The organism is Psychromarinibacter halotolerans (assembly GCF_029168315.1).
Taxonomy (GTDB): domain Bacteria; phylum Pseudomonadota; class Alphaproteobacteria; order Rhodobacterales; family Rhodobacteraceae; genus Psychromarinibacter; species Psychromarinibacter halotolerans.
On sequence record NZ_JARGYD010000001.1, the window covers coordinates 127,756 to 150,020 of the forward strand.

A 22,265-nucleotide genomic window follows, 5' to 3' on the forward strand; every position below is an offset into this window, starting at 1 on the left:
CCCGGCGTCTGATGGAAAGGGTACGTACCAAAGCCGCGGCTGACCGAACGGCGCGTCGCGCAATAGGGAGGAGATCAAGATGCCGAAAGATCATGGCATTGGGGCCGCCAACAAGCGGCGCGAGGACGTCCGGTTCCTGACCGGGAAGGGACGTTACACCGACGACATCAACATTAACGGACAGGCTTACGTGCACTTTCTGCGCTCCGACGTGGCGCACGGGAAGCTGACGAAGGTCGATACCTCGGCCGCCGAAGCTGCGCCGGGCGTGCTGCGTGTGTTCACCGGGGCCGATTTCGAAGGTATCGGCGGGCTGCCCTGCGGCTGGCAGGTGACCGACCGCCACGGCAACCCTATGCAGGAACCGGCGCACCCGGTGCTGGCGCAGGGCAAGGTCCGTCACGTCGGTGATCCGATCGCCGCGGTGGTGGCGGAAAGCTATGCACAGGCCCGGGACGCGGCCGAGTTGATCGAGCTGGACATCGAAGAACTGCCCGCCGTGATCGACATGAAGGCGGCGCTGGCCGACGATGCGCCCAAGGTGCACGACGATCTGACGTCGAACCTGTGCTACGACTGGGGCTTCGTCGAGGAAAACCGCGACGCGGTGGACGAGGCGATCAAGGGCGCGCACCACGTCACCACGCTGGAACTGGTGAACCAGCGCCTTGTCGCGAACCCGATGGAGCCGCGCGTCGCCGTGGGCGATTACGCGTCCCACAGCGACGAGTCGACGCTGTACACCACAAGCCAGAACCCGCACGTCATCCGCCTGCTGATGGGCGCCTTCGTGCTGGGCATCCCCGAGCACAAGTTGCGCGTCGTGGCGCCCGACGTGGGCGGCGGTTTCGGGTCGAAGATCTTCCATTATGCCGAGGAAGCCTTCTGCACTTTCGCCGCCAAGCAGTTGAAACGCCCGGTGAAATGGACATCAAGCCGGTCCGAGGCCTTCATGACAGACGCGCATGGCCGCGACCACGTCACGAAGATCGAACTGGCGATGGACAAGGACGGCACCTTCCTTGCGCTGCGCACCGACACCCACGCCAACATGGGCGCGTATCTGTCGACCTTCTCGACCTCTGTTCCGACGTGGCTGCACGGGGTGCTGATGGCCGGCAACTACAAGACGCCGCTGATCTACGTGAACGTGAAGGCCGTGTTCACCAACACGGTGCCGGTCGACGCCTATCGCGGCGCGGGCCGCCCCGAGGCGACGTACCAGTTGGAACGCGTGATCGACAAAGCGGCGCGCGAGATGGGGATCGACCCGGTAGAGCTGCGGCGCAGGAACTTCATCCGCGAGTTTCCCTATGCCACGCCGGTCGCGGTGGAATACGACACCGGCGACTATGACGCGACGCTGGACAAGGCGCTGGACCTGGCCGACGTGTCGGGCTTCGACGCGCGCGCGGCGGACAGCGCCAAGAACGGCAAGTGGCGCGGCCTTGGCATCAACTGCTACATCGAGGCCTGCGGCATCGCGCCCTCGGCGCTGGTGGGGCAGTTGGGCGCGCGGGCGGGCCTGTACGAATCCGCCACGGTCCGGGTCAACGCGACCGGCGGTCTGGTGGTCATGACCGGCAGCCACAGCCACGGGCAGGGGCACGAAACGGCCTTTCCGCAGGTGATCGCCGACATGATCGGCATCGACGAAAGCCAGGTCGAGATCGTGCATGGCGACACCGCCAACACGCCGATGGGCATGGGCACCTACGGTTCGCGCTCGCTGGCGGTGGGCGGGTCCGCGATGGTGCGGGCGACCGAGAAGATCATCGCCAAGGCGAAGAAGATCGCGGCTCACTTGATGGAGGCCTCGGCGGACGACGTCGAACTGAAGGACGGGGCGTTCAGCGTCGCGGGCACCGACAAGTCGGTGGCGTGGGGCGACGTCTGCCTTGCCGCCTATGTGCCGCACAACTATCCGCTGGACGAAATCGAGCCCGGGCTGGAGGAAACCGCGTTCTACGACCCGGCCAACTTCACCTATCCGGCGGGCGCCTACATCTGCGAGGTCGAGGTCGATCCGGACACCGGCAAGGTGACGGTCGAACGGTTCACCGCCGCCGACGATTTCGGCAACGTGGTCAACCCGATGATCGTCGAAGGTCAGGTCCACGGCGGGCTGGCGCAGGGGATCGGGCAGGCCATGCTTGAAAGCTGCGTCTACGACGAGAACGGCCAGTTGGTTTCGGCGTCGTACATGGATTACGCCATGCCGCGCGCCAACGATCTGCCGAACTTCACGGTCGATCATTCCTGCCAGACGCCCTGCACGCATAACCCGTTGGGGGTGAAGGGCTGTGGCGAGGCCGGGGCGATCGGATCTCCGCCCGCGCTGGTCAATGCGGTGGTGGACGCGCTGCAGAGAAACGGTAAGGATGTGACCCATATCGACATGCCGTTGTCGCCGGCTCGGGTCTGGGCGGCGATGAACGGCTGATCCTTCCGGCGGTGTCCCACGCGGCCGCCGCCGGATGACAGAATTTGGACCAAGATGAAGGCCGGCCGGTCTTCGCAAGGAGAAACGAGATGTACGACTTCGAACTGGTGAAACCAACGACGGTCGAAGACGCGGTCGCGGCGCTGGCCGGCGACGAGGCGCAGCCCCTTGGCGGCGGCCAGACCCTGATCCCGACGATGAAGCAGCGTCTGGCGATGCCCGGCACGCTTGTGTCGACCTTGGGGATCGAGTCGATGAAGGGCGTGTCCGCCGAGGGCGGCGTTCTGACCATCGGCGGCGCGACCACCCATGGCACCGTCGCTGCCGAGGCGGCGTCGAGCTATCCGGGGCTGGCGGCGCTGGCTGGCGGCATCGGCGACCCGGCGGTGCGCAACCGCGGCACCATCGGCGGTTCGCTGGCCAACAACGACCCGGCGGCGTGCTATCCGGCGGGCCTGCTGGGCTCGGGCGGCACGGTGGTGACCAACACGCGCGAGATCGACGCGGATGACTTCTTTCAGGGCATGTTCACGACGGCGCTGGAAGAGGGCGAGCTGATCACGGCGGTCAAGTTCAACATTCCGGAGAAAGCGGCCTATGCCAAGTTCGCGCAACCGGCGTCGCGCTTCCCGCTGACGGCGGCCTTCGTGGCGAAGACCTCGGACGGGGTTCGGGTGGCGATCACCGGCGCGTCGGAAGAAGGTGTGTTCCGCTGGACCGAGGCCGAAGAGGCGCTGTCGTCGAATTTCTCGGCGGATGCGGTCGACGGGCTGTCGGTCGATGCGGACGGCATGATCGGCGACATTCACGGCACGCCGGCCTACCGCGCGCACCTTGTAAAGGTGATGACCAAGCGGGCCGTGACCGCCGCCGGGTGAGCCTTGGCGACAGACAGATGAAAGCGGCCCGCCAGAGCGATCTGGCGGGCCGTTTCCTTTTTGGTACAGCGCGTTGCGGCGGTATCTTAAGGCAACGCGTGGCGGCCCCGGATGCTATCGCCCGCCGCTGACGTCGAAGGTGGTGCCCGTGGCATAGCTGGCCTTGTCGGACAGCAGCCAGACCACGGCTTCGCCGATCTCTTCCGGCTCGCCGATGCGCTGCATCGGGATGACGTGCGCCAGTTCCTTGGGCCGGTCGGCATAGCCGCCCTTTTCGTGGATCGGCGTATAGATCATGCCCGGCCGCACCCCGTTGACGCGGATGCCTTCGGCGGCGACCTCAAGCGCGAGACCGCGGGTGAAGGTGTCGATCGCGCCCTTCGACGTCGCGTAGTCCACGAACAGCGCGGGCGAGCCTAGCTTGGCGGCCACCGACGAGATGTTGACGATCGCGCCGCCGCTGCCGCCGTGGCGGGTCGACATGCGTTTCACCGCGCCCTGCGCCACCAGCATCGTGCCGGTGACGTTCACCGCCATCATGCGGGCTATGCGTTCGGGCGACATTTCGTCCAGCCGCGCGGTCACGTCCACGATGCCGGCGTTGTTGACCAGACCGCTCATGACCGGGAAGGCTTCGTCGAAGCCGGCATAGACGGCCTCGATCTCGGCGGGGTCGGACACGTCACCTTGCAACAGCACCGCACGACCGCCGGCCTTCTCGACCGCCTCTACCGTGGCTTCGGCCCCGGCGCGTTCGCTTCGGAACCCGATGCCGACGTCCCAGCCTGCCTCGGCGCACAGCCGGGCGGTGGCGGCGCCGATGCCCGAACTGGCGCCGGTGATCAGGACGGCGGGCCGGGTCATGCCGACCCCAGAATGCGGCCGACCATCTCGGTGGTGTCGCGGCTTAGCCCGCGCGTGGCGGCGATGCGCTGAAGCGCGCCGCGCATCAGGGCCTGCCGGTCAGCATCGTAACGGTTCCAGGTCTCGAACATGGTTGTCATCCTCGCTGTCGTCTGCGGGTTCATCGGATCAAGCCGGATCAGCCAGTCGGCCACCAGCTCGTAGCTTGCGCCCGATGGATCGTGGAACCCTGCGGCGTTCGTGGCAAGCCCGCCGATGACCGAACGGAAGCGGTTGGGGTTCTTCCAGTCGAAATCCGGGTGCCGCGTCAGCGCCAGCGTCGTGTCGGCGGCCTTGCCGGGGGCGGCCAGCGAGCTTTGCAGGGCGAACCACTTGTCGATCACCAGCCGGTCCAACTGCCACTGCCGGTAGAAGGTGCCCAGTTCTTCCTGCCCGTGGCCGACGCTGAGCAGGACGCCAAGCGCGCCAAGCTGTTCGGTCATGTTGTCGGCATCGCGGAACTGCTTGGCCGCCGTCTTGCCGTCGTCCAGCCGCGCCATCATCGCCAGCGCGGTTTGGCGCAGCGCGCGGCAGCCTGCGGCCTTGCTGTCGGGCGAGTAGGGGCCGGGGATGCTCATGTCCTCGTAAAGGCCGGGCAGCACCGACGACAGGTGTTCCGCCAGCGCCAGCATCAGCTTCTCGCGCGCGTCGTGGATCGCCAGCGGGTCCGGCGTGACGCCCGCGTCGAACAGCGTCTGGGCCATGTCGTCCTCGGACGGCAGGCGCAGCGCAAGGGCGCGGAACGCGGGGTCCAGCGTCTCGTCCCGGGCGACGCGTTCCAGCGCATCCAGATAGGCGGGCCCCGGCGCGGCGCGGTCGGTGACCATGCGGGCCAGCACGTCCTTGGCCAGCGCGCGGCCGGCTTCCCACTTGTTGAACGGGTCGGTGTCATGCGCCAGCAGGAAGGCGCGTTCCTCGGTCGTGGTCTTGCGGTCAAGGATCACCGGCGCCGAAAAGCCGCGCAGGATCGACGGCACCGGCTTGGCCGAGAGACCGTCGAAGGTGAAGCTTTGCTGTTCCTCGGTCAGTTCCAGAACGGTGGTGGGCTGCACCTCGTCCCCGTTGGGGTTCAGCAGTCCGACGGCCACGGGGATCACCTGCGGCTGTTTGTCGGGCTGACCGGGCGTGGCGGGCGTTTCCTGTTTTAGATGAAGCGTATAGGTGCCGTCCTTGAAGTCGTCGGTCACTGTCACGCGGGGGGTGCCGGCCTGCGTGTACCAGCGGCCGAACTGCGACAGGTCGCGGCCCGTGGCGTCCTGAAACACGGCAAGCCAGTCCTCGATCGTGGCGGCGTCGCCGTCGTGGCGGTCGAAGTACAGGTCAAGCGCCTTGGCATAGCCGTCGTCGCCCACCAGCCGCTTGAGCATCCCGATCACCTCGGCGCCCTTTTCGTAGACGGTGGCGGTATAGAAGTTGTTGATCTCGATATAGGACGAGGGCCGGACCGGGTGCGCCAGCGGGCCGTTGTCTTCGCGGAACTGGCGGGCGCGCAGTTGCAGCACGTCCTGAATCCGCTTCACCGGCTTCGACCGCATGTCGCCCGAGAACTGCTGATCGCGGAACACGGTCAGGCCTTCCTTCAGGCACAGCTGGAACCAGTCGCGGCAGGTGATGCGGTTGCCGGTCCAGTTGTGGAAATACTCGTGGGCGATGATGCCCTCGATGTTCTCATAATCCATGTCGGTCGCGGTCGACGGGCTGGCGAGAACGTATTTCGAGTTGAAGACGTTCAGCCCCTTGTTCTCCATCGCGCCCATGTTGAAGTCGTCGACCGCCACGATGTTGAAGACATCAAGGTCGTATTCGCGGCCATAGACGTCCTCGTCCCACTTCATCGACCGTTTCAGCGCGTCGAGCGCATAGTCGCATTTGCCCTCGTCGCCGGGGCGGACCCAGATGCCCAGCTCGACCGGGGTGCCGGAACGGGTGGTGAAGCTGTCCTTCGCGGCCACAAGGTCGCCCGCGACCAGCGCGAACAGATAGGCTGGCTTGGGCCACGGGTCGGTCCATTCGGCAAAGCCGTCGCCGCTGGCGCCCGGGTTGCCGTTGGACAGCAGAACCTTCTCGTCGCTTTCGATGCGGACGTGGAACGGCGCCATCACGTCGGGGCGGTCGGGGTAATAGGTGATGCGGCGGAAGCCCTCGGCCTCGCACTGGGTGCAGTACATGCCGTTCGACATATACAGACCTTCCAGCGCGGTGTTGGCGGATGGGTCGATCTCGACCTCGGCCTCGAACACGAAGGGCTCGGCGGGCAGGCGGCTGGCGGGGATCGTCAGGCCGGTGTCGGTCTGCGTGTGATCGCCGTCCTTCACCGCTTCGCCCGCGACCGCCGCACCGATCAGTTTCAGCTTCTCGCCGTCCAGCACCAGCGGCTGGCCGGGGGCGGCGTCGGGGTTCGGGCGGAATTCGATCCGGGACAGGACGCGGGTGGCGGCGGGGTCCAGCCGGAACACCAGCGAGACCTTGTCGACCAGATAGGCGGGCGGTGTGTAGTCCGAGAGGTAGACCGCCTGCGGGGTTGCGTCCTTCATGCCATGTCCTGCCGTGTTCTGTTGCGCTGTCGTCGCAAGGTAGTCGGCGGGGCGGACGGCTTCAATGGCACGTCGGGCGCGCCGCCGGGGCAGGGCAGGCCGCGCCGGATGCGCGGCGTCTTGCCGGTGCAGAGGCGGCGGCGGCGGGGTGCGTGGCATTTCGGCCTGTATGTCCGGCCGTTGATTCCATTCACGGTTGTGTGACGCAGCGGCAGGGTGCAGGATTGCCGCTACGGCACGCGCCACGGCATAGACCGCGGCCCGGACCGTGCATTCATGGAGGAGTGAATCATGCTCAGAGAGCTTCGTTTCATCTTGGTTGCGGCGCCCCTGGCGCTGGCGGCCTGCGCCCAGCAGGAAGAGCCGATGCCGCCACGCGTCATCAAGGGCGAGCCGATCTACAACAAGTACGGCAGCGTCGTCGGCTGCGAGCAGGGCCTGTACATCCCCGGCGCGCAACTGCCCTATCAGTGCATGCCGCCGCCGCCGCCGGGCGAGCAGTGCGATCCGACCTATGCGTCCAACGATCCCAACTGTCTGCCGCCCTACGGTCGCCAGCCCGATCCGACGACCGGGCGCACGCCGAACCAGCGCGGTCCGATGGGCACGCCGTAAGGAGCGGTTCGAGAAAGTGGGTCGCGGCTTAGACGAGGCCCTGTAGCAGCCGCCGCGCCTCGTCGCGCGGGTCGGCAAGCACGCTGCGGTCCTCGCCCGGGAAGAACCGGGCGCGGACGGCGGTGGGCATCGGGCGCGGCGACAGGACGCGGACCGACAGGTCCAACGTCTCGGTCTCGGCGGCCCATGCGCGGGCCAGCGCGATCTGCGCCTGCTTCGACGCAGCGTAGGCGCCGAAGAACTTTTCGTCCGCGTGATCGTCCGCGAAGAACAGCGCCTGCGCACCGGGCCGGTTCAGCAGGGGCGAGACATAGGGGATCAGCACCGACGTGGCGGTGACGTTCACGGCAAGCGTCTTGGCGAAGTCCTTGGCGTCGACATGGTCGGCGGGGGACAGCGGCGGCGCATGCACGGCGGCGTGCGCCCACAGGTCGATGCCGCCCCAGCGGTCATAGACCGACCGGCACAGGTGCGCCATCGCATCCGGCACCGTGATGTCCATCGGGGCCAGCGTGGCCTTGTGCCCGGCGGACTGAATGCGGTCGTCCAGCTCTTCCAGCGCGCCGGTCGTCCGGGCCACGGCAATCACATGGTGGGTCGCCGCCAGCGTCTCTGCCAGCGCGGCGCCCAGCCCGCGGGAGGCGCCCGTCACGAGCGCGATCTTTTCAGCCTTGTCAGTCACGCGGGTGGTGTGTCGCGGGGCGCGGAAAAGGTCAAGAGAGGAACGCGGCGCATGGCGCGGCACCGTGTCGCCGCGCTTGACTTGGCCTGCGCCGCGCCGCAGAACGTCCTGTAACCGAGAGACACCTTAACCAAGGAGTGCCACATGACCCTGACCCAAGCCACGCTGGGCGAACGGACCCTTCTGAAGAACATCGCGCTGATCGTCGGCGGTTCGGCTTTCATCGCCGTGGCCGCGCAGATTGCCGTGCCGATGTGGCCGGTGCCGATGACGCTGCAGTCGCTGGCCATCCTGATGATCGGCCTGACATATGGCGCGCGCCTTGGCGCCGCGACGCTGGTCGCCTATCTGGCCGAGGGCCTTGCCGGTCTTCCGGTGTTCTCGAACGGCGGCGCCGGTGCCGCGTACTTCTTCGGCCCGACCTGCGGCTTCCTGCTGGGCTTCGTCCTGACCGCGTGGGTCGCGGGCTTTGCCGCTGACCGCGGCTGGACCAAGGGCTTCCTGTCGACCTTCGCGGTCGCCGTCGTCGCCGCCGCCGCGATGTACCTGCCGGGCGTGGCGTGGCCGATGGGCGTCGCTTCGGTCTTCGGCGTGGACGCCGCATGGGTCGGCACCTCGGCCGCCAAGATCTGGGCCGGCTGGGTCAGCCCCTTCCTGCTGGGCGACGGGCTGAAAGCCGCCATCGCCGCGATGTTCGTCTCGGGCGCGTGGGCCGCGCTGAAATCGCGCAACGCCTGACCCCGGCGACACCGTCTTACCAAGGGCCCGTCGGTTTCCGGCGGGCCTTTTTCCATGCCGGGTCGCGTCGCGCGCGATCGTGATGCCCCGAGCCGCTTGCAGCCGCCGCGCGGGGCGGGCAGAAAGCGGCATGGCCAAAGCACCCGCCTTCGTCTGCGCCTCGTGCGGCGCGTCCTACACCAAGTGGTCCGGCCGCTGCGAAGCCTGCGGCGAATGGAACACGATTCAGGAAGAGACGCCCCTGTCGGCGGGTCCGTCGGGCAAGTCGCTCGGCGCCACGCGCGGCGCGTCCGTCACCCTGACCGACCTCGCCACCGAAGAGGCACCGCCCGCCCGCGCCATCAGCGGCATCGCGGAACTGGACCGCGTGCTGGGCGGCGGGCTGGTGCCCGCGTCGGCGATCCTTGTCGGCGGCGACCCCGGCATCGGCAAGTCGACGCTGCTGTTGCAGGCCACCGCCGCCTTCGCCCGGAAGGGGCTGAAGTGCCTGTACATCTCGGGCGAGGAAGCCTCGGCCCAGGTGCGGATGCGGGCGCAGCGGCTGGGGCTGGAACAGGCGCCGGTCAAGCTGGGCGCGGAAACCAACCTGCGCGACATCCTGACCACGCTGGAAACCGAGAAACCGCAACTGGCGATCATCGACTCGATCCAGACCATGTGGGCCGACAATGTCGACAGCGCGCCCGGATCGGTCACGCAGGTGCGCGCCGCCGCGCACGAGCTGACCCAGTTCGCCAAGCGGCGCAACACGGCGGTGATCCTTGTCGGTCACGTCACCAAGGAAGGCCAGATCGCGGGCCCCCGCGTGGTCGAGCACATGGTCGACACCGTGCTGTATTTCGAAGGCGAGCGCGGCCACCAGTTCCGCATCCTGCGCGCGGTCAAGAACCGCTTCGGCCCAGCGGACGAGATCGGCGTGTTCGAGATGACCGGCGGCGGCCTGCAAGAGGTCGCGAACCCCTCGGCCCTGTTCCTGTCGGAACGCGGCGAGCCCGCGCCGGGATCTGCCGTCTTCGCCGGGATCGAGGGCACGCGCCCCGTGCTGACCGAGCTTCAGGCGCTGGTGGCCCCCACGCCGCACAGCCAGCCGCGCCGGTCCGTCGTGGGCTGGGACGGGGGACGGCTGGCGATGATCCTCGCGGTGCTCGAGGCGCGGTGCGGGATTCCCTTCGCGGGGCTCGACGTCTATCTCAACGTCGCGGGCGGCATGAAGATCGGCGAGCCGGCGGCGGATCTGGCGGTGGCGGCGGCGTTGCTGTCGGCGCGTGAAGACGCGGCATTACCCGCAGATTGTGTCGTTTTCGGCGAAATCAGCCTGTCCGGTGCCCTGCGTCCGGTCAGTCAGACCGAAAACAGGTTGAAAGAAGCCGCGAAACTTGGTTTCAGCACCGCCATCGTTCCCCAAAGCACGAAGGCCGGCGGGACCGGGATGGAACTGCGCCCGATGGGCGACCTTGCACAGGTCGTGGGCGAGATTTTCGGAGCGGGCTGACGCCCCAGAAAAAGACGGGCAGGAGAAGGCATGGACGGCTTCACTATTGTCGACGGCGTCGTCGCGGCTGTGATCATTATTTCGGCCATTCTGGCCTATTCCCGGGGCTTCGTCCGCGAGGCGATGGCGATCATCGGCTGGATCGCGGCCGCGGTTCTTGCGTTCCTCTTCGCGGCGACGGCAGAGCCGCTGGTCAAGGAAATCCCCTACGTCGGCGACTACCTGCGCGACAGCTGCGAACTGTCGATCATCGCGGCCTTCGCGGCGGTCTTCGCGATTGCGCTGGTGCTGGTGTCGCTGTTCACCCCGCTGTTCGCCAGCGTCGTGCAACGCTCGGCCCTTGGCGGGCTGGACCGGGGCCTTGGCTTCTTCTTCGGCGTGCTGCGCGGCCTGCTTCTGGTCGCGGTGGCGCTGGTGGTCTACGACCGCATCGTCGTCAGCGAAGACATCGCGATGGTCGACAACAGCCGCACCGCGAAGATCTTCGAACGCGTCCGCGGCGACATCGACAACCAGATCCCCGACGACGCGCCGGGCTGGATCGTGTCGCGCTACGAGACGCTGGTCGGCAACTGCTCCAGCTAAACCCGGGGCTTCTTCTCTTCCGAAATACCTCGGGGGAGTCGCGCACCGCGCGACGGGGGCAGCGCCCCCATCGCTCTTCCCGTTTGCGCACCTGCGGTCCGACGGGAGCAGAGCCCCGATCGCCCTTCTTGTTGGCGCACCTTCGGTGCGACGGGGGCAGGGCCGCGCGTTAACCTAAGAACCTGTCCACCTCAGACACGCAGCGCGCCCACATCGGGTCGCTGGGGACAAGGACGTGGTTGGGGGAATCCAGCAGGTGGTACTCGGCGTCCGGCACCCGCCGCGCCAGCAGTTTCGACTGTTCCGGGTCCTGCACCGAGTCGCCTGACGAATGCATCACCAGCACCGGACAGGCGATCCGCTCCAGCCGGTCGCGCACGTCGATGTCGGCGATCACCGTGCGGATGCCCGCCGCGATATCGGCGCTGGCCGACAGGCCCTGCATCTCTTCGAAACTCGCCAACTCGTCGGGTGTGGCGCGGGGCATGAACACGGTGGCCACCGCCTTCATGAAGGCCGACCCCGGCACCGCCCAGCCGCTGCGGATCATGCCGACCATCGTGTCGGTGCGGGCGCGGTCGCCGGCGGCGGTGCTGCCCAGCACCAGCCCGTTGACCAGCACCATTCGGCTGACCCGCTCGGGGTGCCGCGCGGCGAAGGCGATAGCGACCGGCACGCTTTGCGAGATCGCGTAGATCGGGAAACGGTCCAGCCCCGCCGCGTCGGCCACCGCTTCCAGATCGTCGGCCAGCCGGTCGACGTCGGCCTCGTTCAGCACCCGGTCCGACAGGCCGGTGCCGCGCGGGTCATAGCGGATCAGCCTGCGGCCGCGCGACAGGTCGTCCAGCACCGGCTGCCAGACCGGGCTGTCCCAGTCGTGCTCGAGGTGGCTCAGCCAGTGCCCGCCGCGCAGCAGGGGCGGCCCGTCGCCGGTCTCGGCCCATGCGATGGCGGTGCCATCCCGCGAGGTGGTGTAGCGGATCGATTGCCGCCGGGCGGCCGCACCGGTCGGGGCGCCGTCTGCCTCGACCGGGACGGCAAGCTGCACGCCGCGGCGGGGCAGGGTGCGGATCACCGCCTGCCGCCTGCCGTCGTCGCCCACTGCCGCCCGCGCCGCACTGATCCGCGCGGCCATCGTGGCATCGGACACGATGCGGCCCTGCCACACCTGCGCGATCAGGTCGTCGTAGGTCACCAGTGCGCCGCGCGCCGCGACAAGGCAGGCGATCAGGTCGAACACCTGCGGTTCGACATGCACCGGGGCACCGGCGCGCAGCAGGCTGTGGCGGGCGAGGTCAAGCTCGCAGTCGGCGAAACGGATGCGCATGGCGGCAGAATGCGTGGACGGCGGCGGCCTCTCAAGCGATTCCAGTCGCTTCTTTAGACATCAGAAGGGTTTCCCAAGGCCTTCTTCAAGCGCGCAGGGCCGGACAGGCGCAGGGTTGTTCCCAGAGCAAGGGAGCTTTGTGATGACCCATCAAACCGAAATTCGCCGCCGTCCCGACGGCTCTATCGACACCGCGTACCACATGGCGCAGGGCCGCATCGCCCGCAGCCGCGCCGCGCGCGAGGCCGGTTCGGGCCTTGCAGACAAGGGCCGCGGGCCGGTTGCGCTGTTGATCGCGCTGCTGGCGCTGATGCCGGTGTTCGGCGGCCGCGCCTGATCCCGGCGGGGCGCCGTGGCCCATGCCGAACCGGACACGATTGTCGTGGAACTGTCGCAATTCGGTGATCGCACCGTGACAGGCCGGTCCGGACCCTCTATGTGAGGGGCAACCGCTGCCACCGGATTCGGAGCCCCGCTGAGATGCGTGAGACCTCCCGCCCCCTGTCGAACGATGACAGGATGCCTCGCCACCCCTTCGACGACGACAAGCTGCACGAAGAGTGCGGCGTGTTCGGGGTCATCGGGGTAAACGACGCCGCCAACTTCGTCGCCCTCGGTCTGCACGCCTTGCAGCACCGCGGTCAGGAAGCCGGCGGCATCGTCAGTTACGAAAGCGAAAGCGGGTTCAACTCTGCCCGCCGCTTCGGCTACGTGCGCGACAACTTCACCAAGGCCTCTCTGATGGAGACGCTGCCGGGGTCTTTGTCCATCGGACACGTCCGCTACTCGACCAGCGGGTCGAAGGGCGCGACGCAGATTCGCGACGTGCAGCCGTTCTTCGGCGAGTTCTCGGTCGGCGGTGTCGCCATCGCCCACAACGGCAACATCACCAACGCCGAGGCGCTGCGCCGCGAGCTGATCGAGCGCGGCTCGATCTTCCAGTCGTCGTCGGACAGCGAGTGCATCATCCATCTGATGGCCCGTTCGTTGCAGCGCACCATCCCCGAGCGGATGAAGGACGCCCTGCGCCGGGTCGAGGGCGCGTTCTCGGTCGTGGCGATGACCCGCACCAAGCTGATCGGCGTGCGCGACCCGCTGGGCGTGCGGCCGCTGGTGCTGGGCAAGGTCGGCGACGGCTATGCCCTGTCGTCCGAGACCTGCGCGCTGGATATCATCGGCGCCGAGTTCATCCGCGAGATCGAACCGGGCGAGATGGTCGTGATCACCGGCAAGGGGATCGAAAGCTTCCACCCGTTCGAGCGCAAGAAATCGCGGTTCTGCATCTTCGAGCAGGTCTATTTCAGCCGCCCGGATTCGATCCTTGGCGGCCGGTCCGTCTATGAGACGCGCCGCCAGATCGGCATCGAACTGGCCAAGGAAGCCCCGGTCGAGGCCGACCTTGTCTGCCCGGTGCCCGACAGCGGTACTCCGGCGGCGATCGGCTATTCCTTCGAAAGCGGCATTCCCTACGGCATGGGGATCATCCGGAACCAGTACATGGGCCGGACCTTCATCGAGCCGACCGAGCAGATCCGGAACATGGGCGTGCGGCTGAAGCTGAACGTCAACCGCGCCCTGATCGAGGGCAAGCGCGTGATCCTTGTCGACGACTCGGTCGTGCGGGGCACCACGTCGTTGAAGATCAAACAGATGATCCTCGACGCTGGCGCGAAAGAGGTTCACTTCCGGATCGCGTCGCCGCCGACCGCTTGGCCCTGCTTCTATGGCGTGGACACGCCCGAGCGGTCCAAGCTGCTGGCCGCCACCATGAGCGAGGACGAGATGCGCGACCACCTTGGGGTGGATTCGCTGCGGTTCATCTCGCTGGACGGCCTGTACCGCGCCGCGGGCGAGGCAGAGGGGCGCAAGGCGTCGTCGCCGCAGTTCTGCGACGCGTGCTTCTCGGGCGAATACCCGGTGGAACCGGCGGACATGATCGAGCGCGGGTTCGAGCTGAAGGCCGCCGAGTAGACAGGTTCAGACACGGTTATCGAAGGCGCGCCCGGCACTGCCGTGGCGCGCTTTTTTGTTTGCCAATGCATCTGTTGGCTAGCCGCGCGTCGCTGGGCCGCGGATCGGCGATCCGAACTTAAGTTGCTGCCACTTTATGGTGGCCAAGTCCCTTTGACTTTGCAGTGGTTCTTTGCCGCGTGCCAAATCGCCGGGCCGGGGGGCGGCCCAGCGATGCGCGGCGGCCCGGTGGGCCGCTGTTTCGCGCTACGTGCAAATCGGGCGCAAGGTTTACTCCGCCCGTTCCAGCGCGCCGATGATGCCGCCGAAATCCGCGGCCTTCAGCGAGGCGCCGCCAACCAGCGCGCCGTCGACGTTGGACACGCCGAAGATCTCGTCCGCGTTCGAGGGTTTCACTGACCCGCCGTACAGCAGCGGGATACCGGCGCCCTCGGCGCCGAACCGGTCTTCCAGCTTGGCGCGCAGGAAAACGTGGACCTCGGCGATCTGGTCCAGCGTGGGCACCTTGCCGGTGCCGATGGCCCAGACGGGTTCATAGGCGACGACGGTATTCGCGGCGGTGCAGTCGTCGGGCAGCGAGCCGGCCAGTTGCCCGCCCACCACGTCCAGCGTTTCGCCGTCTTCGCGCTGGCCCAGCGTCTCGCCGATGCAGACGATGGCGACCAGCCCGGCGGACCACGCGGCCTGCGTCTTGAGCCGGATGCTGGCGTCGGTCTCGCCATGATCGGTGCGGCGTTCCGAATGGCCGACGATCACGTAGGACGCGCCCGCATCGGCCAGCATCGCGGCCGACACGTCGCCCGTGTGGGCGCCGCTTTCGACGGCGTGGCAGTTCTGGCCACCGACCGCGATGGCGCTGCCGCCGACTTTCGCGGACATCGGCGCGATCAGCGTCGCGGGCGGACACAGCAGGACGTCCACCTTGGGAGAGGGAAACGCCTTTGCCAGCGCCTCTGCCTCGACGAGGTCGGCGGCAAGGCCGTTCATCTTCCAGTTTCCGGCGGCGAGTTTTCTGGCGGTCATGCGATGTCTCCCTGCAAATGCTTCAGCCTTGGGTAGCTGGTTAACCGTGCGCTCGGAAGGGGGAAAGGTGCCGCAGCCGCAGGACGGTCAGAGATGCGCGAGAGACCGCCGCGCCCAGTCGCAGGCGACCTCGGGGTCGTCCAGCGCCGCGTCGGGCAGGGGCCAGTAGGGCATCGCCGAGGCGCTGCCGTCCTTGCGGGTGTAGGTCCAGCGTTCGCAGCCCTCGGCTTCTAGCACACTGGCGAAGTCGCCTGCGCCTTTCAGCAGCAGGACGCCGTCGCTGCGCATCAGCGCAAAGATCGTGCCGTCATGGTAGATGCCGATGCCGCCGAACATCCGGCGTGTCGAGACGTCGCCCAGACCGGAGAAGAGCTCGCGGACAAACGCGACCTCTTCGTCCGACAGGCTCATTCGGCGGCGCGCTCGGCGGCCAGTTCCTCGACGTCCTTGAACTTGATCGACTCGCCGCAGCCGCAGGCATCGGCCACGTTCGGGTTGCGGAACTTGAAGCCCGCTTCCAGCAGCGAAACCTCATAGTCGATCTCGGTCCCGAACAGGAACATCTGCGCCATCGGAGCGATCATCACCACGGCGCCGTCCTGTTCGACCACCTCATCGTTGGGGTCGATCTCGGACACGTAGTCCATCGTGTATTCCATGCCCGCGCAGCCGCCCTTCTTGACGCCGATGCGCAGCCCCTTGGAGCCGTCCTTCGTCATCAGTTTAGAGATCTGCGCCGCCGCCTTCGGGGTGATGCTGACAGCCTGTTTGCCGGGAATGCCGAACATGTCGCGCCTGTCCTTTCCTGTTCTGGTCCTAAACCTAGGGGTTCGGGGGCAAAATCTCAAGCGGAGGCAGGGCACTGCGAAGCGTTTCGCACAGAAGGGTGATGGCGATCGCCCAGCCGAACGAGGCCAGCGTGCCGATGATCACGTACTCGCTGGCGGCCCGGTTTTCCTGCACCGTGCCGAAGCGCAGCACCGACTTGGCCGCGATCAGAAAGCCGATGGCGGCGGGCTGGCCGGCTGCGATCAGGATGAAGATCATCGCCCGTTCCAGAACGCCGATCACCAGCCCGCCGCGCGGCAAGCCTTTGGCGTCGGCTGCCGCATCCTCGGCGTTGGCGTCGGCATCGGGGGCGTTCAGGGCGGGGACCGGCAGTTCGATGTCCTGCATCAGCGTCGCGACGAAATAGCGCCCGCCCTGCGTGACCAGCACCAGCGCCGCCGCAAGGGTCGCGACCTGTAGCACGATTGGCGGGGCGGCGGCCCACAGGCCGGTGTCCCACAACTCCGGCGCCCATGCCGCGATCCCGGCAAGGGTGGCAAGGTGTGCCGCCTGATCCAGCAAGAAGCCCAGCGCGCCGCGTGCGGCGGGGATGCGGGCCTTGGCGATGTCGATCAGCGCATGAAGGCCCACCAGAACCAGCAGCGCGACATGGGCGGGCTGTCCGGTCGCGATCGCGGCGGTGGCCAACACGACGCCTGCATGGGACAGAAGCGGCAGGGCCCGGCGCTTGTTGTCGGCCATCCACCCGGTCTGCAGCAGGAAATCTGCCGCGACATGGGCGACAAGAAGGGCGGCGAAGGTTTCGATCATGGTGCGGCGTCTCCGAAATCGTAGGTTCGAAAGGCGTGCAGCGCCTCTTGCAGATAGGCATACCCGGCGGAGGACAAGCGCGACTGCACCGCCTGCCGCGTGATGCCCAGTTCGGCGGCGATGTCATCCTGCGTCGGATAGCTTTCGGTGATCGCCATCGCGACCGCCTGCGCCTGTGCGGGGGACCATCCGGCCGAGATGAAGTCGAGCAGATCGAACAGGGCGGACTGGAACGGGCCGATGCCTGCGCCGGCCACGACGATCCTGCGTCGTTTGCCGATCTGTTCCAGATGGTCGCCCGAGATGTGAAACGCGGGCCCGTCGGCATCCGCAAGGTCGGTGGTGCCGGTGGTCGTGACCGGGCCGACGCCGACCGACAGCCGGGTTTCGACCGCGACATCGGCGCTGCGGAGGCGGGCGATCATATACAGCGCGGCGTCCAGCCCAAGCGACGGATCCGCAAGGTGGATCTGCCAGCCGTCGCCCCGGAACCGGGTAAAGCGCAGGTCCATCGTCCATTCGGCCCCGAACGCGGCGGCCGCCTGCGACAGCGTCGCCATCGCATGCTCTGCCTGCGCGTGGGTGGCCTTGCGCGACGCCACAAGATCGCCCGTCAGGACGGCGGAGAGGGTGGTTTTTACCATTGAAGCAAGCTTTAACGCTTGCAATTGAATAAAGCAAGTTATTTGGCTTGCTATGCGGCAAAGCAAGCCAAAACGCTTGCACCTCTACGGTGGTGGCCGCAGCGCCGGGTCGCTTAGCAGCGCGAACAGGGCGTCGATTGCGGCGCGGACGGGTGGGTCGTGGCGTGCGTCCTGGTGCATGACCAGCCATTCGTCATGTGCGATCTCGGCGATGGGCGGTGACAAGCGGGTCAGGCCATTCACCGTATCCCCCGCGAAGGTGGGCATCACGATGCGGCCAAGCCCCGACAGGGCCAGATCCAGCATCAGCCTTGTATCCGAGGCGCCGGTCACGATCTCGTCGCCGTGGTGTTGCCGCACCCATCGGTCCGAGGGTGTGGTGGGGTAGCCATCGGGCAGGGCAAGAAACCCCCGCACCTGCGGCCCGGTGCCGTAGACGGCATAGTGAACGGGCAGGGTGATCCGCGCGGCCAGCCAGTTCTGGTCGGGGCGGCGGTTGCGGACCCCGATGTCGGCCTCGCGCCGGGCAAGGTCGACATTCGCGTTCGAGGCAAGGAACTCGGGCACCCACGGATCGCCAGAGGCCCAGACCCGTCCGATATGCCGCGCCAGAAAGCGCGAGGTCCAGTGGCCGGTGGTGATGCGAACGCGCGGTGTCGGGTCGGTGCTGGCCCAGCGCGACAGCCGTTGGCTAAGGGCGCGCAGCGGCTCTGCCTCGGCCAGCAGGTCGCGCCCGGCGGCGGTCAGCGTGTAGCCCCGCGCGCCGCGTTCGAACAGGCGGCGGTTCAGGGCGCGTTCCAGCGCGGTCATGCGGCGGCCCAGCGTTGGCGGGCTTTGGCCCGTAGTGCGCGCCGCTCCGGCAAGGCCGCCAGCGTCGGCGATGGCAAGAAACAGGGCGAGGTCGTCAAGGTTCTGTTGCATTTTTGAAATGGTGGTTGCGGTTGGCGTGGCTTATTGGGCCAGAAAAAGCGAGCTAGAGTCCATCATCAATTCCGAAAATGAAATGATGGAGGCGCAAATGCTATCTGCCGACCAATACCTGCTTGTCAGCCGCATGGCCCAGTCTGCCGCCGAGACCCCGGTGCGCCCAGAGCGCCGCAAGATCGAGGCAAGGATCGCCAGCCACCGCAAGTGGCGGCGGCGCCGAGCCCTCCTGCGTCTGCAAGCCGCCGTGTTCGGGCGGCGGTGGCGTGGTCCGCGCGGGGACGTGGGTGGACCTCCGCATGGCAAGACATATTACCCGGGTGTTATTGACAGAAATTTGACCCGGGTATAAATGCGCGCTGCAACCGGAAAGGATCAGCCGCATGGATACTGTCACCGCGAATGGCATCGCGATCGCATTCGAGACCTTTGGGGCTGCGGACGCCGAGCCGATGCTGCTGGTTTCCGGGCTTGGGACGCAGATGATCCGATGGGACGACGGCTTCTGCCGGGCGCTTGCGGCGTGCGGCTATCGCGTCATCCGGTTCGACAACCGCGACGCCGGACTGTCCACGCATATGGGCGACCTGCCGTCGCCGGATTTCGGGGCGCTGGCGGCGTCGCTGATGGCCGGCGTCCGGCCCGAGGTGCCCTATACGTTGCTGGACATGACGGCGGATGCCGTGGGGCTTTTGGATGCGCTGGGCATAGAGTGGGCGCATGTGGTGGGGCGGTCGATGGGGGGCATGATCGCGCAGTGCATGGCGGCAGAGTATCCTGGGCGGGTCCGCTCGTTGGTGTCGATCATGTCGAGCACCGGCAATCCCGACCTTCCGCAGGCCGCGCCCGAGGTTATGGCGCTGATGCAGCGCCCTCGGCCCGACCCGGTGACGGACCCCGAGGGCTTTGCCGAGGTCAGCATTGCCTTCGCGCGTTGTATTACGGGGAGCGGGGCGCCTTTCGACGCCGAGGCGCAAGGGGAGCTGGCGTTGGAAGAAGCCCGCCGCGCGCACGACCCGGCGGGGTATGGGCGTCAGCTTGCGGCGATGGTCACGGCTGGGGATCGCCGCGCGAGGTTGGCGACCGTTCGCGCGCCCACACTGGTCATCCACGGCGCCGACGATCCATTGATCCCGGCGGCCTGTGGGGCGGACACGGCCGCCTCGGTTCCGGGGGCGGAGTTCCTGCTGATCGAGGGGATGGGCCACGATCTGCCGCCAGCCTTCTGGAGCCGGATCGTCGCGGCCATCGACGTCAACGCCAAGCGGGCAGCGTGACGCTATTGTGCGTCAGGCGGCCTCGGCCGGGTTCGCCTCGGGGAACATGCGGTTGTCGTCCGAGTCTTCAAGCTCGGCAGCGGCGGCGATGATCTTCTCGCGCGCGATACAGGCCATGTCCCAAGACGTGTTGGGGTCGGCGCAGGGCAGGCAGAACCAGACCTCTTTGCCGAAGACGTCCTGATCGGCCACGCGGACCGACACCTCATCGAGGTTGGCCAGTTCGTCCTGATCGAGATCCGCGACGACCTTGTCGAACGCCGCGCGCAGGCGGTCCACATCGGCACCGTGCGCCAGCTTCAGCTTAATCACCCGCAGCATCTCGGGCTCTTGCATCGTCCAGTTCTCGAACGGTTCGGACAGGAACTCTTCCACCGGCACCACCAGCCGGGTGCCGTCCCAGTCGCGCAACTGCACGTAGGTGAAGTTGATCCGTTCGACGTGGCACAGGTGATCCTTGTAGACGATCCGGTCGCCGATCCGGGCGGATTGGTTCATGGCGATCTGCAGCGACGCCATGATGTTCCCCAACACCCGGCGTGCGGCGAAGCCGAAGACCAGCGTCAGGGCACCAGCGGTCCCGATCAGCGACAGGCCAAGGTTCTGGTACAGCGTGGTCGAACTAAGCGCGATGCCGAAGGCGGTGGCGACAAAGACGACGATCAGCGCACGGCGCCCGGCGGCGACCTTGGTGGCCATCGCGCGCTGTTCCTGCTGCTGCCGGTGAGACAGCGTGTCCGAGGCAGAGATTACCAGCCGGTCCAGCACCGCGTCGATGGCGTTCACCACAAGCCACAGGATGCTGGCGGCGATGCCCAGCGTGATGGCCGGGGTCAGCACGGTGTCGATCCGACCGGAGAATACGAAGAGATGCTTGGTCGCCAACGCCATCAGCGTTACGACGGTCCCGAAGATCGCCGGACCCCGGATCGCCCGAAGGACGTCGGTCATCGTTTTCGTCTTGGCCCGCCGCGACGCGAAGTCGAGCGCGTAACGCACCATTATTCCAACAATCGCGGCGACCGCGATCAGAAGCGGCAGCCCGACCAGTTCCCACAGCATCAGACCGAAGGCGACCTTCTGCTTCACGACTTCGGGGAACGCCTGTTCCAGTTCTGACGGGCCATAGATCGCATAAAGCGCACCGATGTTCTGGACGGTCTGCGACGGAAAGATCCAGACCGGGTCTTCGTCGCCGACCTGAACCCGTTCCAGCCGCAGCGAGGCGGGACGGCTGTCCAGTGGCAGGGTCCAAAGCAGGATGGATCGCCGGGTCATCCCCGCCGTGGCGCTGTTCGTGCTTTCATGCGCATCCAACGCGTCGGGACGGTCGATCAGGTCGGTCCAGTTGATGACCGCTTTGCGGTCGATCACTGCTTCCAGCATCATCGCGAGCTCGGCCCCGTAGGACGCTTGCTCGTCCACATCGACGCCGTTCAGGTTCAGCAGGTGCGCGGCATCGACCCATCGCTCGTCTTCAGCCGCCTGAAGCAGCGTTTCAAGCGTGCCTCGTGGGGTCGATCTGTCAATGGTGCCTGCAGGCTCTGGCAGTCCTTCGTTCAGCACGTCCAAGGGGAAGACGTTGTCGGGCTGCTGCTCCTGCGCCGCGAGGGGGGCGCAGAAGGTCAGGGCCAGCAAGACAGCGGCGACTAGGCGGGCAAAGGCGCTCGAAACCATGAAGCTCGAACGCCGCAGCGCGGAAAAGGTTCCGGCCCGGTCTGATTTGCTGCCCGCGCGGCGGGCTTGATTACATGAAGCCCAGTTCCAGCCGGGCCTCGTCGGACATCATGTCCATGCCCCACGGCGGGTCCCACGTGATCTCGACGTCGATGCTTTTCACGCCGGGCAGCGGGCCGACCGCATCGGCGATCCAGCCCGGCATTTCGCCCGCGACGGGACAGCCGGGCGCGGTCAGGGTCATGATGACCTTAACGTCGTTCTCGTCCGAAATCTCGATCGTGTACACAAGGCCCAGATCGTAGATGTTCACCGGAATCTCCGGGTCGTAGACCGTGCGGCAGGCGTCCACGATGCTGTCGTAAAGCTCGTGATCGGTGCTGGAGGGCTGAATGAGGGGCTGCCCCTCCATCGGTGCGGTATCGGGCATGGGATTTCCCTGTCTATTCCGACCGAATATATAAGGATACTCCCCGGGGGCGTAAACCCCGGCAGCACGTTGCCTATCTTCGGATCGTCCGGTGAATTAAGTTGAGGTCAACGTAAATCACTGGCACGCTGATCCGGCAAAGCAATCGAACAGGGAGACGACGATGAGCTACGTGCAAGGGTTCATGCTGGCCGTGCCAGAAGCGAACAAGGATGCCTATCGCGAAATGGCGGAAAAGGGCTGGTCCATGTTCAAGCGGTACGGCGCCCTGTCGATGCAGGAAAACTGGGCCTCGGACGTGCAGGACGGCAAGGTGACCTCGTTTCCGAAGGCCGTGAAGCTGGAAGAGGGGGAGGCGGTCGTCTTCTCTTGGATCGTCTGGCCGGATCAGAAAACCTATCACGCGGCGTGGGAAAAGATGATGCAGGACCCCGAGATGGAAGGGATGGAGATGCCGTTCGACGGGATGCGCATGATGTGGGGCGGCTTCGAGGTGCTGTTCAGCTCCTGACCCGCACTGCAT

At 66.9% G+C, this 22,265-nt stretch carries 22 protein-coding genes; 10 read left to right on the forward strand and 12 right to left on the reverse strand.

Features of this window, described 5'->3' with window-relative positions:
* The first annotated feature begins 79 nt into the window (after positions 1-79).
* Together P1K30_RS00580 and P1K30_RS00585 are read left to right on the forward strand one after the other, a co-directional pair.
* Entirely contained in the window at positions 80-2,443 is a 2,364-nt protein-coding gene (locus tag P1K30_RS00580) for a xanthine dehydrogenase family protein molybdopterin-binding subunit (RefSeq protein WP_275630728.1), read from the forward strand.
* Positions 2,444-2,532: 89 nt separating this feature from the next.
* Positions 2,533-3,321 carry an FAD binding domain-containing protein gene (locus P1K30_RS00585; protein ID WP_275630729.1) on the forward strand — a complete coding sequence of 263 codons (789 nt, stop codon included), beginning with the start codon at positions 2,533-2,535 and terminating at the stop codon, positions 3,319-3,321.
* Positions 3,322-3,435: 114 nt separating this feature from the next.
* Here the strand turns inward: P1K30_RS00585 and P1K30_RS00590 are convergent, their stop codons facing one another.
* Together P1K30_RS00590 and pepN are read right to left on the reverse strand one after the other, a co-directional pair.
* On the reverse strand, positions 3,436-4,185 hold the full coding sequence (locus P1K30_RS00590) for an SDR family oxidoreductase (RefSeq protein WP_275630730.1): 750 nt from the start codon (positions 4,183-4,185) through the stop codon (positions 3,436-3,438).
* The gene (gene pepN, locus P1K30_RS00595) at positions 4,182-6,758 is read right to left on the reverse strand and encodes an aminopeptidase N (RefSeq protein WP_275630731.1); all 2,577 of its coding nucleotides are present in this window, start codon (positions 6,756-6,758) and stop codon (positions 4,182-4,184) included. The genes P1K30_RS00590 and pepN overlap by 4 nt, the downstream gene beginning before the upstream one ends.
* Positions 6,759-7,049: 291 nt before the next feature.
* On the opposite strand from pepN, the gene P1K30_RS00600 reads away from it, so the two are divergent.
* Positions 7,050-7,373 (forward strand): hypothetical protein, encoded by a 324-nt coding sequence (locus P1K30_RS00600; RefSeq protein ID WP_275630732.1) that lies wholly within the window; start codon positions 7,050-7,052, stop codon positions 7,371-7,373.
* 28 nt (positions 7,374-7,401) lie between these two features.
* Here P1K30_RS00600 and P1K30_RS00605 read toward each other — a convergent pair whose 3' ends face one another.
* Entirely contained in the window at positions 7,402-8,055 is a 654-nt protein-coding gene (locus P1K30_RS00605) for an SDR family NAD(P)-dependent oxidoreductase (RefSeq protein WP_275630733.1), read from the reverse strand.
* Positions 8,056-8,199: 144 nt separating this feature from the next.
* Between P1K30_RS00605 and P1K30_RS00610 the strand changes: the two genes are divergently transcribed.
* From P1K30_RS00610 to P1K30_RS00620, 3 genes are all read left to right on the forward strand, one after another.
* Positions 8,200-8,793, forward strand: coding sequence for a biotin transporter BioY (locus P1K30_RS00610; RefSeq protein WP_275630734.1), 594 nt, complete (start codon positions 8,200-8,202; stop codon positions 8,791-8,793).
* 130 nt (positions 8,794-8,923) lie between these two features.
* Complete coding sequence (gene radA / locus P1K30_RS00615; protein ID WP_275630735.1) at positions 8,924-10,285, forward strand: DNA repair protein RadA; 1,362 nt, start codon at positions 8,924-8,926, stop codon at positions 10,283-10,285.
* Between the two features lie 30 nt (positions 10,286-10,315).
* Positions 10,316-10,870 carry a CvpA family protein gene (locus P1K30_RS00620; RefSeq protein ID WP_275630736.1) on the forward strand — a complete coding sequence of 185 codons (555 nt, stop codon included), beginning with the start codon at positions 10,316-10,318 and terminating at the stop codon, positions 10,868-10,870.
* A 169-nt stretch (positions 10,871-11,039) separates the two neighbouring features.
* On the opposite strand, the gene P1K30_RS00625 is transcribed toward P1K30_RS00620, so the two are convergent.
* On the reverse strand, positions 11,040-12,197 hold the full coding sequence (locus P1K30_RS00625; protein ID WP_275630737.1) for an alpha/beta hydrolase: 1,158 nt from the start codon (positions 12,195-12,197) through the stop codon (positions 11,040-11,042).
* A gap of 142 nt (positions 12,198-12,339) precedes the next feature.
* On the opposite strand from P1K30_RS00625, the gene P1K30_RS00630 reads away from it, so the two are divergent.
* Both P1K30_RS00630 and purF read left to right on the forward strand, forming a co-directional pair.
* Positions 12,340-12,534: a hypothetical protein gene (locus P1K30_RS00630; RefSeq protein ID WP_275630738.1), complete on the forward strand. Its 195-nt coding sequence runs from the start codon at positions 12,340-12,342 to the stop codon at positions 12,532-12,534.
* Positions 12,535-12,677: 143 nt separating this feature from the next.
* Positions 12,678-14,168, forward strand: a complete 1,491-nt coding sequence (gene purF / locus P1K30_RS00635; protein ID WP_379560841.1) for an amidophosphoribosyltransferase — start codon at positions 12,678-12,680, stop codon at positions 14,166-14,168.
* Between the two features lie 270 nt (positions 14,169-14,438).
* Here the strand turns inward: purF and tpiA are convergent, their stop codons facing one another.
* The 6 genes from tpiA to P1K30_RS00665 all read right to left on the reverse strand — a co-directional run bounded on the left by tpiA (position 14,439) and on the right by P1K30_RS00665 (position 18,355).
* A complete protein-coding gene (gene tpiA / locus P1K30_RS00640; RefSeq protein WP_275630739.1) occupies positions 14,439-15,191 on the reverse strand; it encodes a triose-phosphate isomerase in 753 nt (250 codons plus the stop codon).
* Positions 15,192-15,278: 87 nt separating this feature from the next.
* Entirely contained in the window at positions 15,279-15,602 is a 324-nt protein-coding gene (locus P1K30_RS00645; protein WP_275630740.1) for a TfoX/Sxy family protein, read from the reverse strand.
* A complete protein-coding gene (locus P1K30_RS00650) occupies positions 15,599-15,979 on the reverse strand; it encodes a HesB/IscA family protein (protein WP_275630741.1) in 381 nt (126 codons plus the stop codon). The genes P1K30_RS00645 and P1K30_RS00650 overlap by 4 nt, the downstream gene beginning before the upstream one ends.
* 34 nt (positions 15,980-16,013) lie before the next feature.
* Positions 16,014-16,790: a DUF3307 domain-containing protein gene (locus tag P1K30_RS00655; protein ID WP_275630742.1), complete on the reverse strand. Its 777-nt coding sequence runs from the start codon at positions 16,788-16,790 to the stop codon at positions 16,014-16,016.
* Entirely contained in the window at positions 16,787-17,434 is a 648-nt protein-coding gene (locus P1K30_RS00660; RefSeq protein WP_275630743.1) for a hypothetical protein, read from the reverse strand. Before P1K30_RS00660 ends, P1K30_RS00655 begins: the two co-directional genes overlap by 4 nt.
* An 84-nt stretch (positions 17,435-17,518) precedes the next feature.
* Positions 17,519-18,355, reverse strand: coding sequence for a LysR family transcriptional regulator (locus tag P1K30_RS00665; RefSeq protein ID WP_275630744.1), 837 nt, complete (start codon positions 18,353-18,355; stop codon positions 17,519-17,521).
* Positions 18,356-18,741: 386 nt separating this feature from the next.
* Here P1K30_RS00665 and P1K30_RS00670 point away from each other — a divergent pair, with 386 nt between their 5' ends.
* Positions 18,742-19,635 (forward strand): alpha/beta fold hydrolase, encoded by an 894-nt coding sequence (locus P1K30_RS00670; RefSeq protein WP_275630745.1) that lies wholly within the window; start codon positions 18,742-18,744, stop codon positions 19,633-19,635.
* A gap of 12 nt (positions 19,636-19,647) precedes the next feature.
* On the opposite strand, the gene P1K30_RS00675 is transcribed toward P1K30_RS00670, so the two are convergent.
* Positions 19,648-21,312 (reverse strand): mechanosensitive ion channel family protein, encoded by a 1,665-nt coding sequence (locus tag P1K30_RS00675; RefSeq protein ID WP_275630746.1) that lies wholly within the window; start codon positions 21,310-21,312, stop codon positions 19,648-19,650.
* 70 nt (positions 21,313-21,382) lie between these two features.
* The gene (locus P1K30_RS00680) at positions 21,383-21,742 is read right to left on the reverse strand and encodes an SUF system Fe-S cluster assembly protein (protein WP_275630747.1); all 360 of its coding nucleotides are present in this window, start codon (positions 21,740-21,742) and stop codon (positions 21,383-21,385) included.
* Between the two features lie 163 nt (positions 21,743-21,905).
* Between P1K30_RS00680 and P1K30_RS00685 the strand changes: the two genes are divergently transcribed.
* Positions 21,906-22,253, forward strand: coding sequence for a DUF1428 domain-containing protein (locus P1K30_RS00685; protein WP_275630748.1), 348 nt, complete (start codon positions 21,906-21,908; stop codon positions 22,251-22,253).
* Positions 22,254-22,265: the final 12 nt, after the last annotated feature.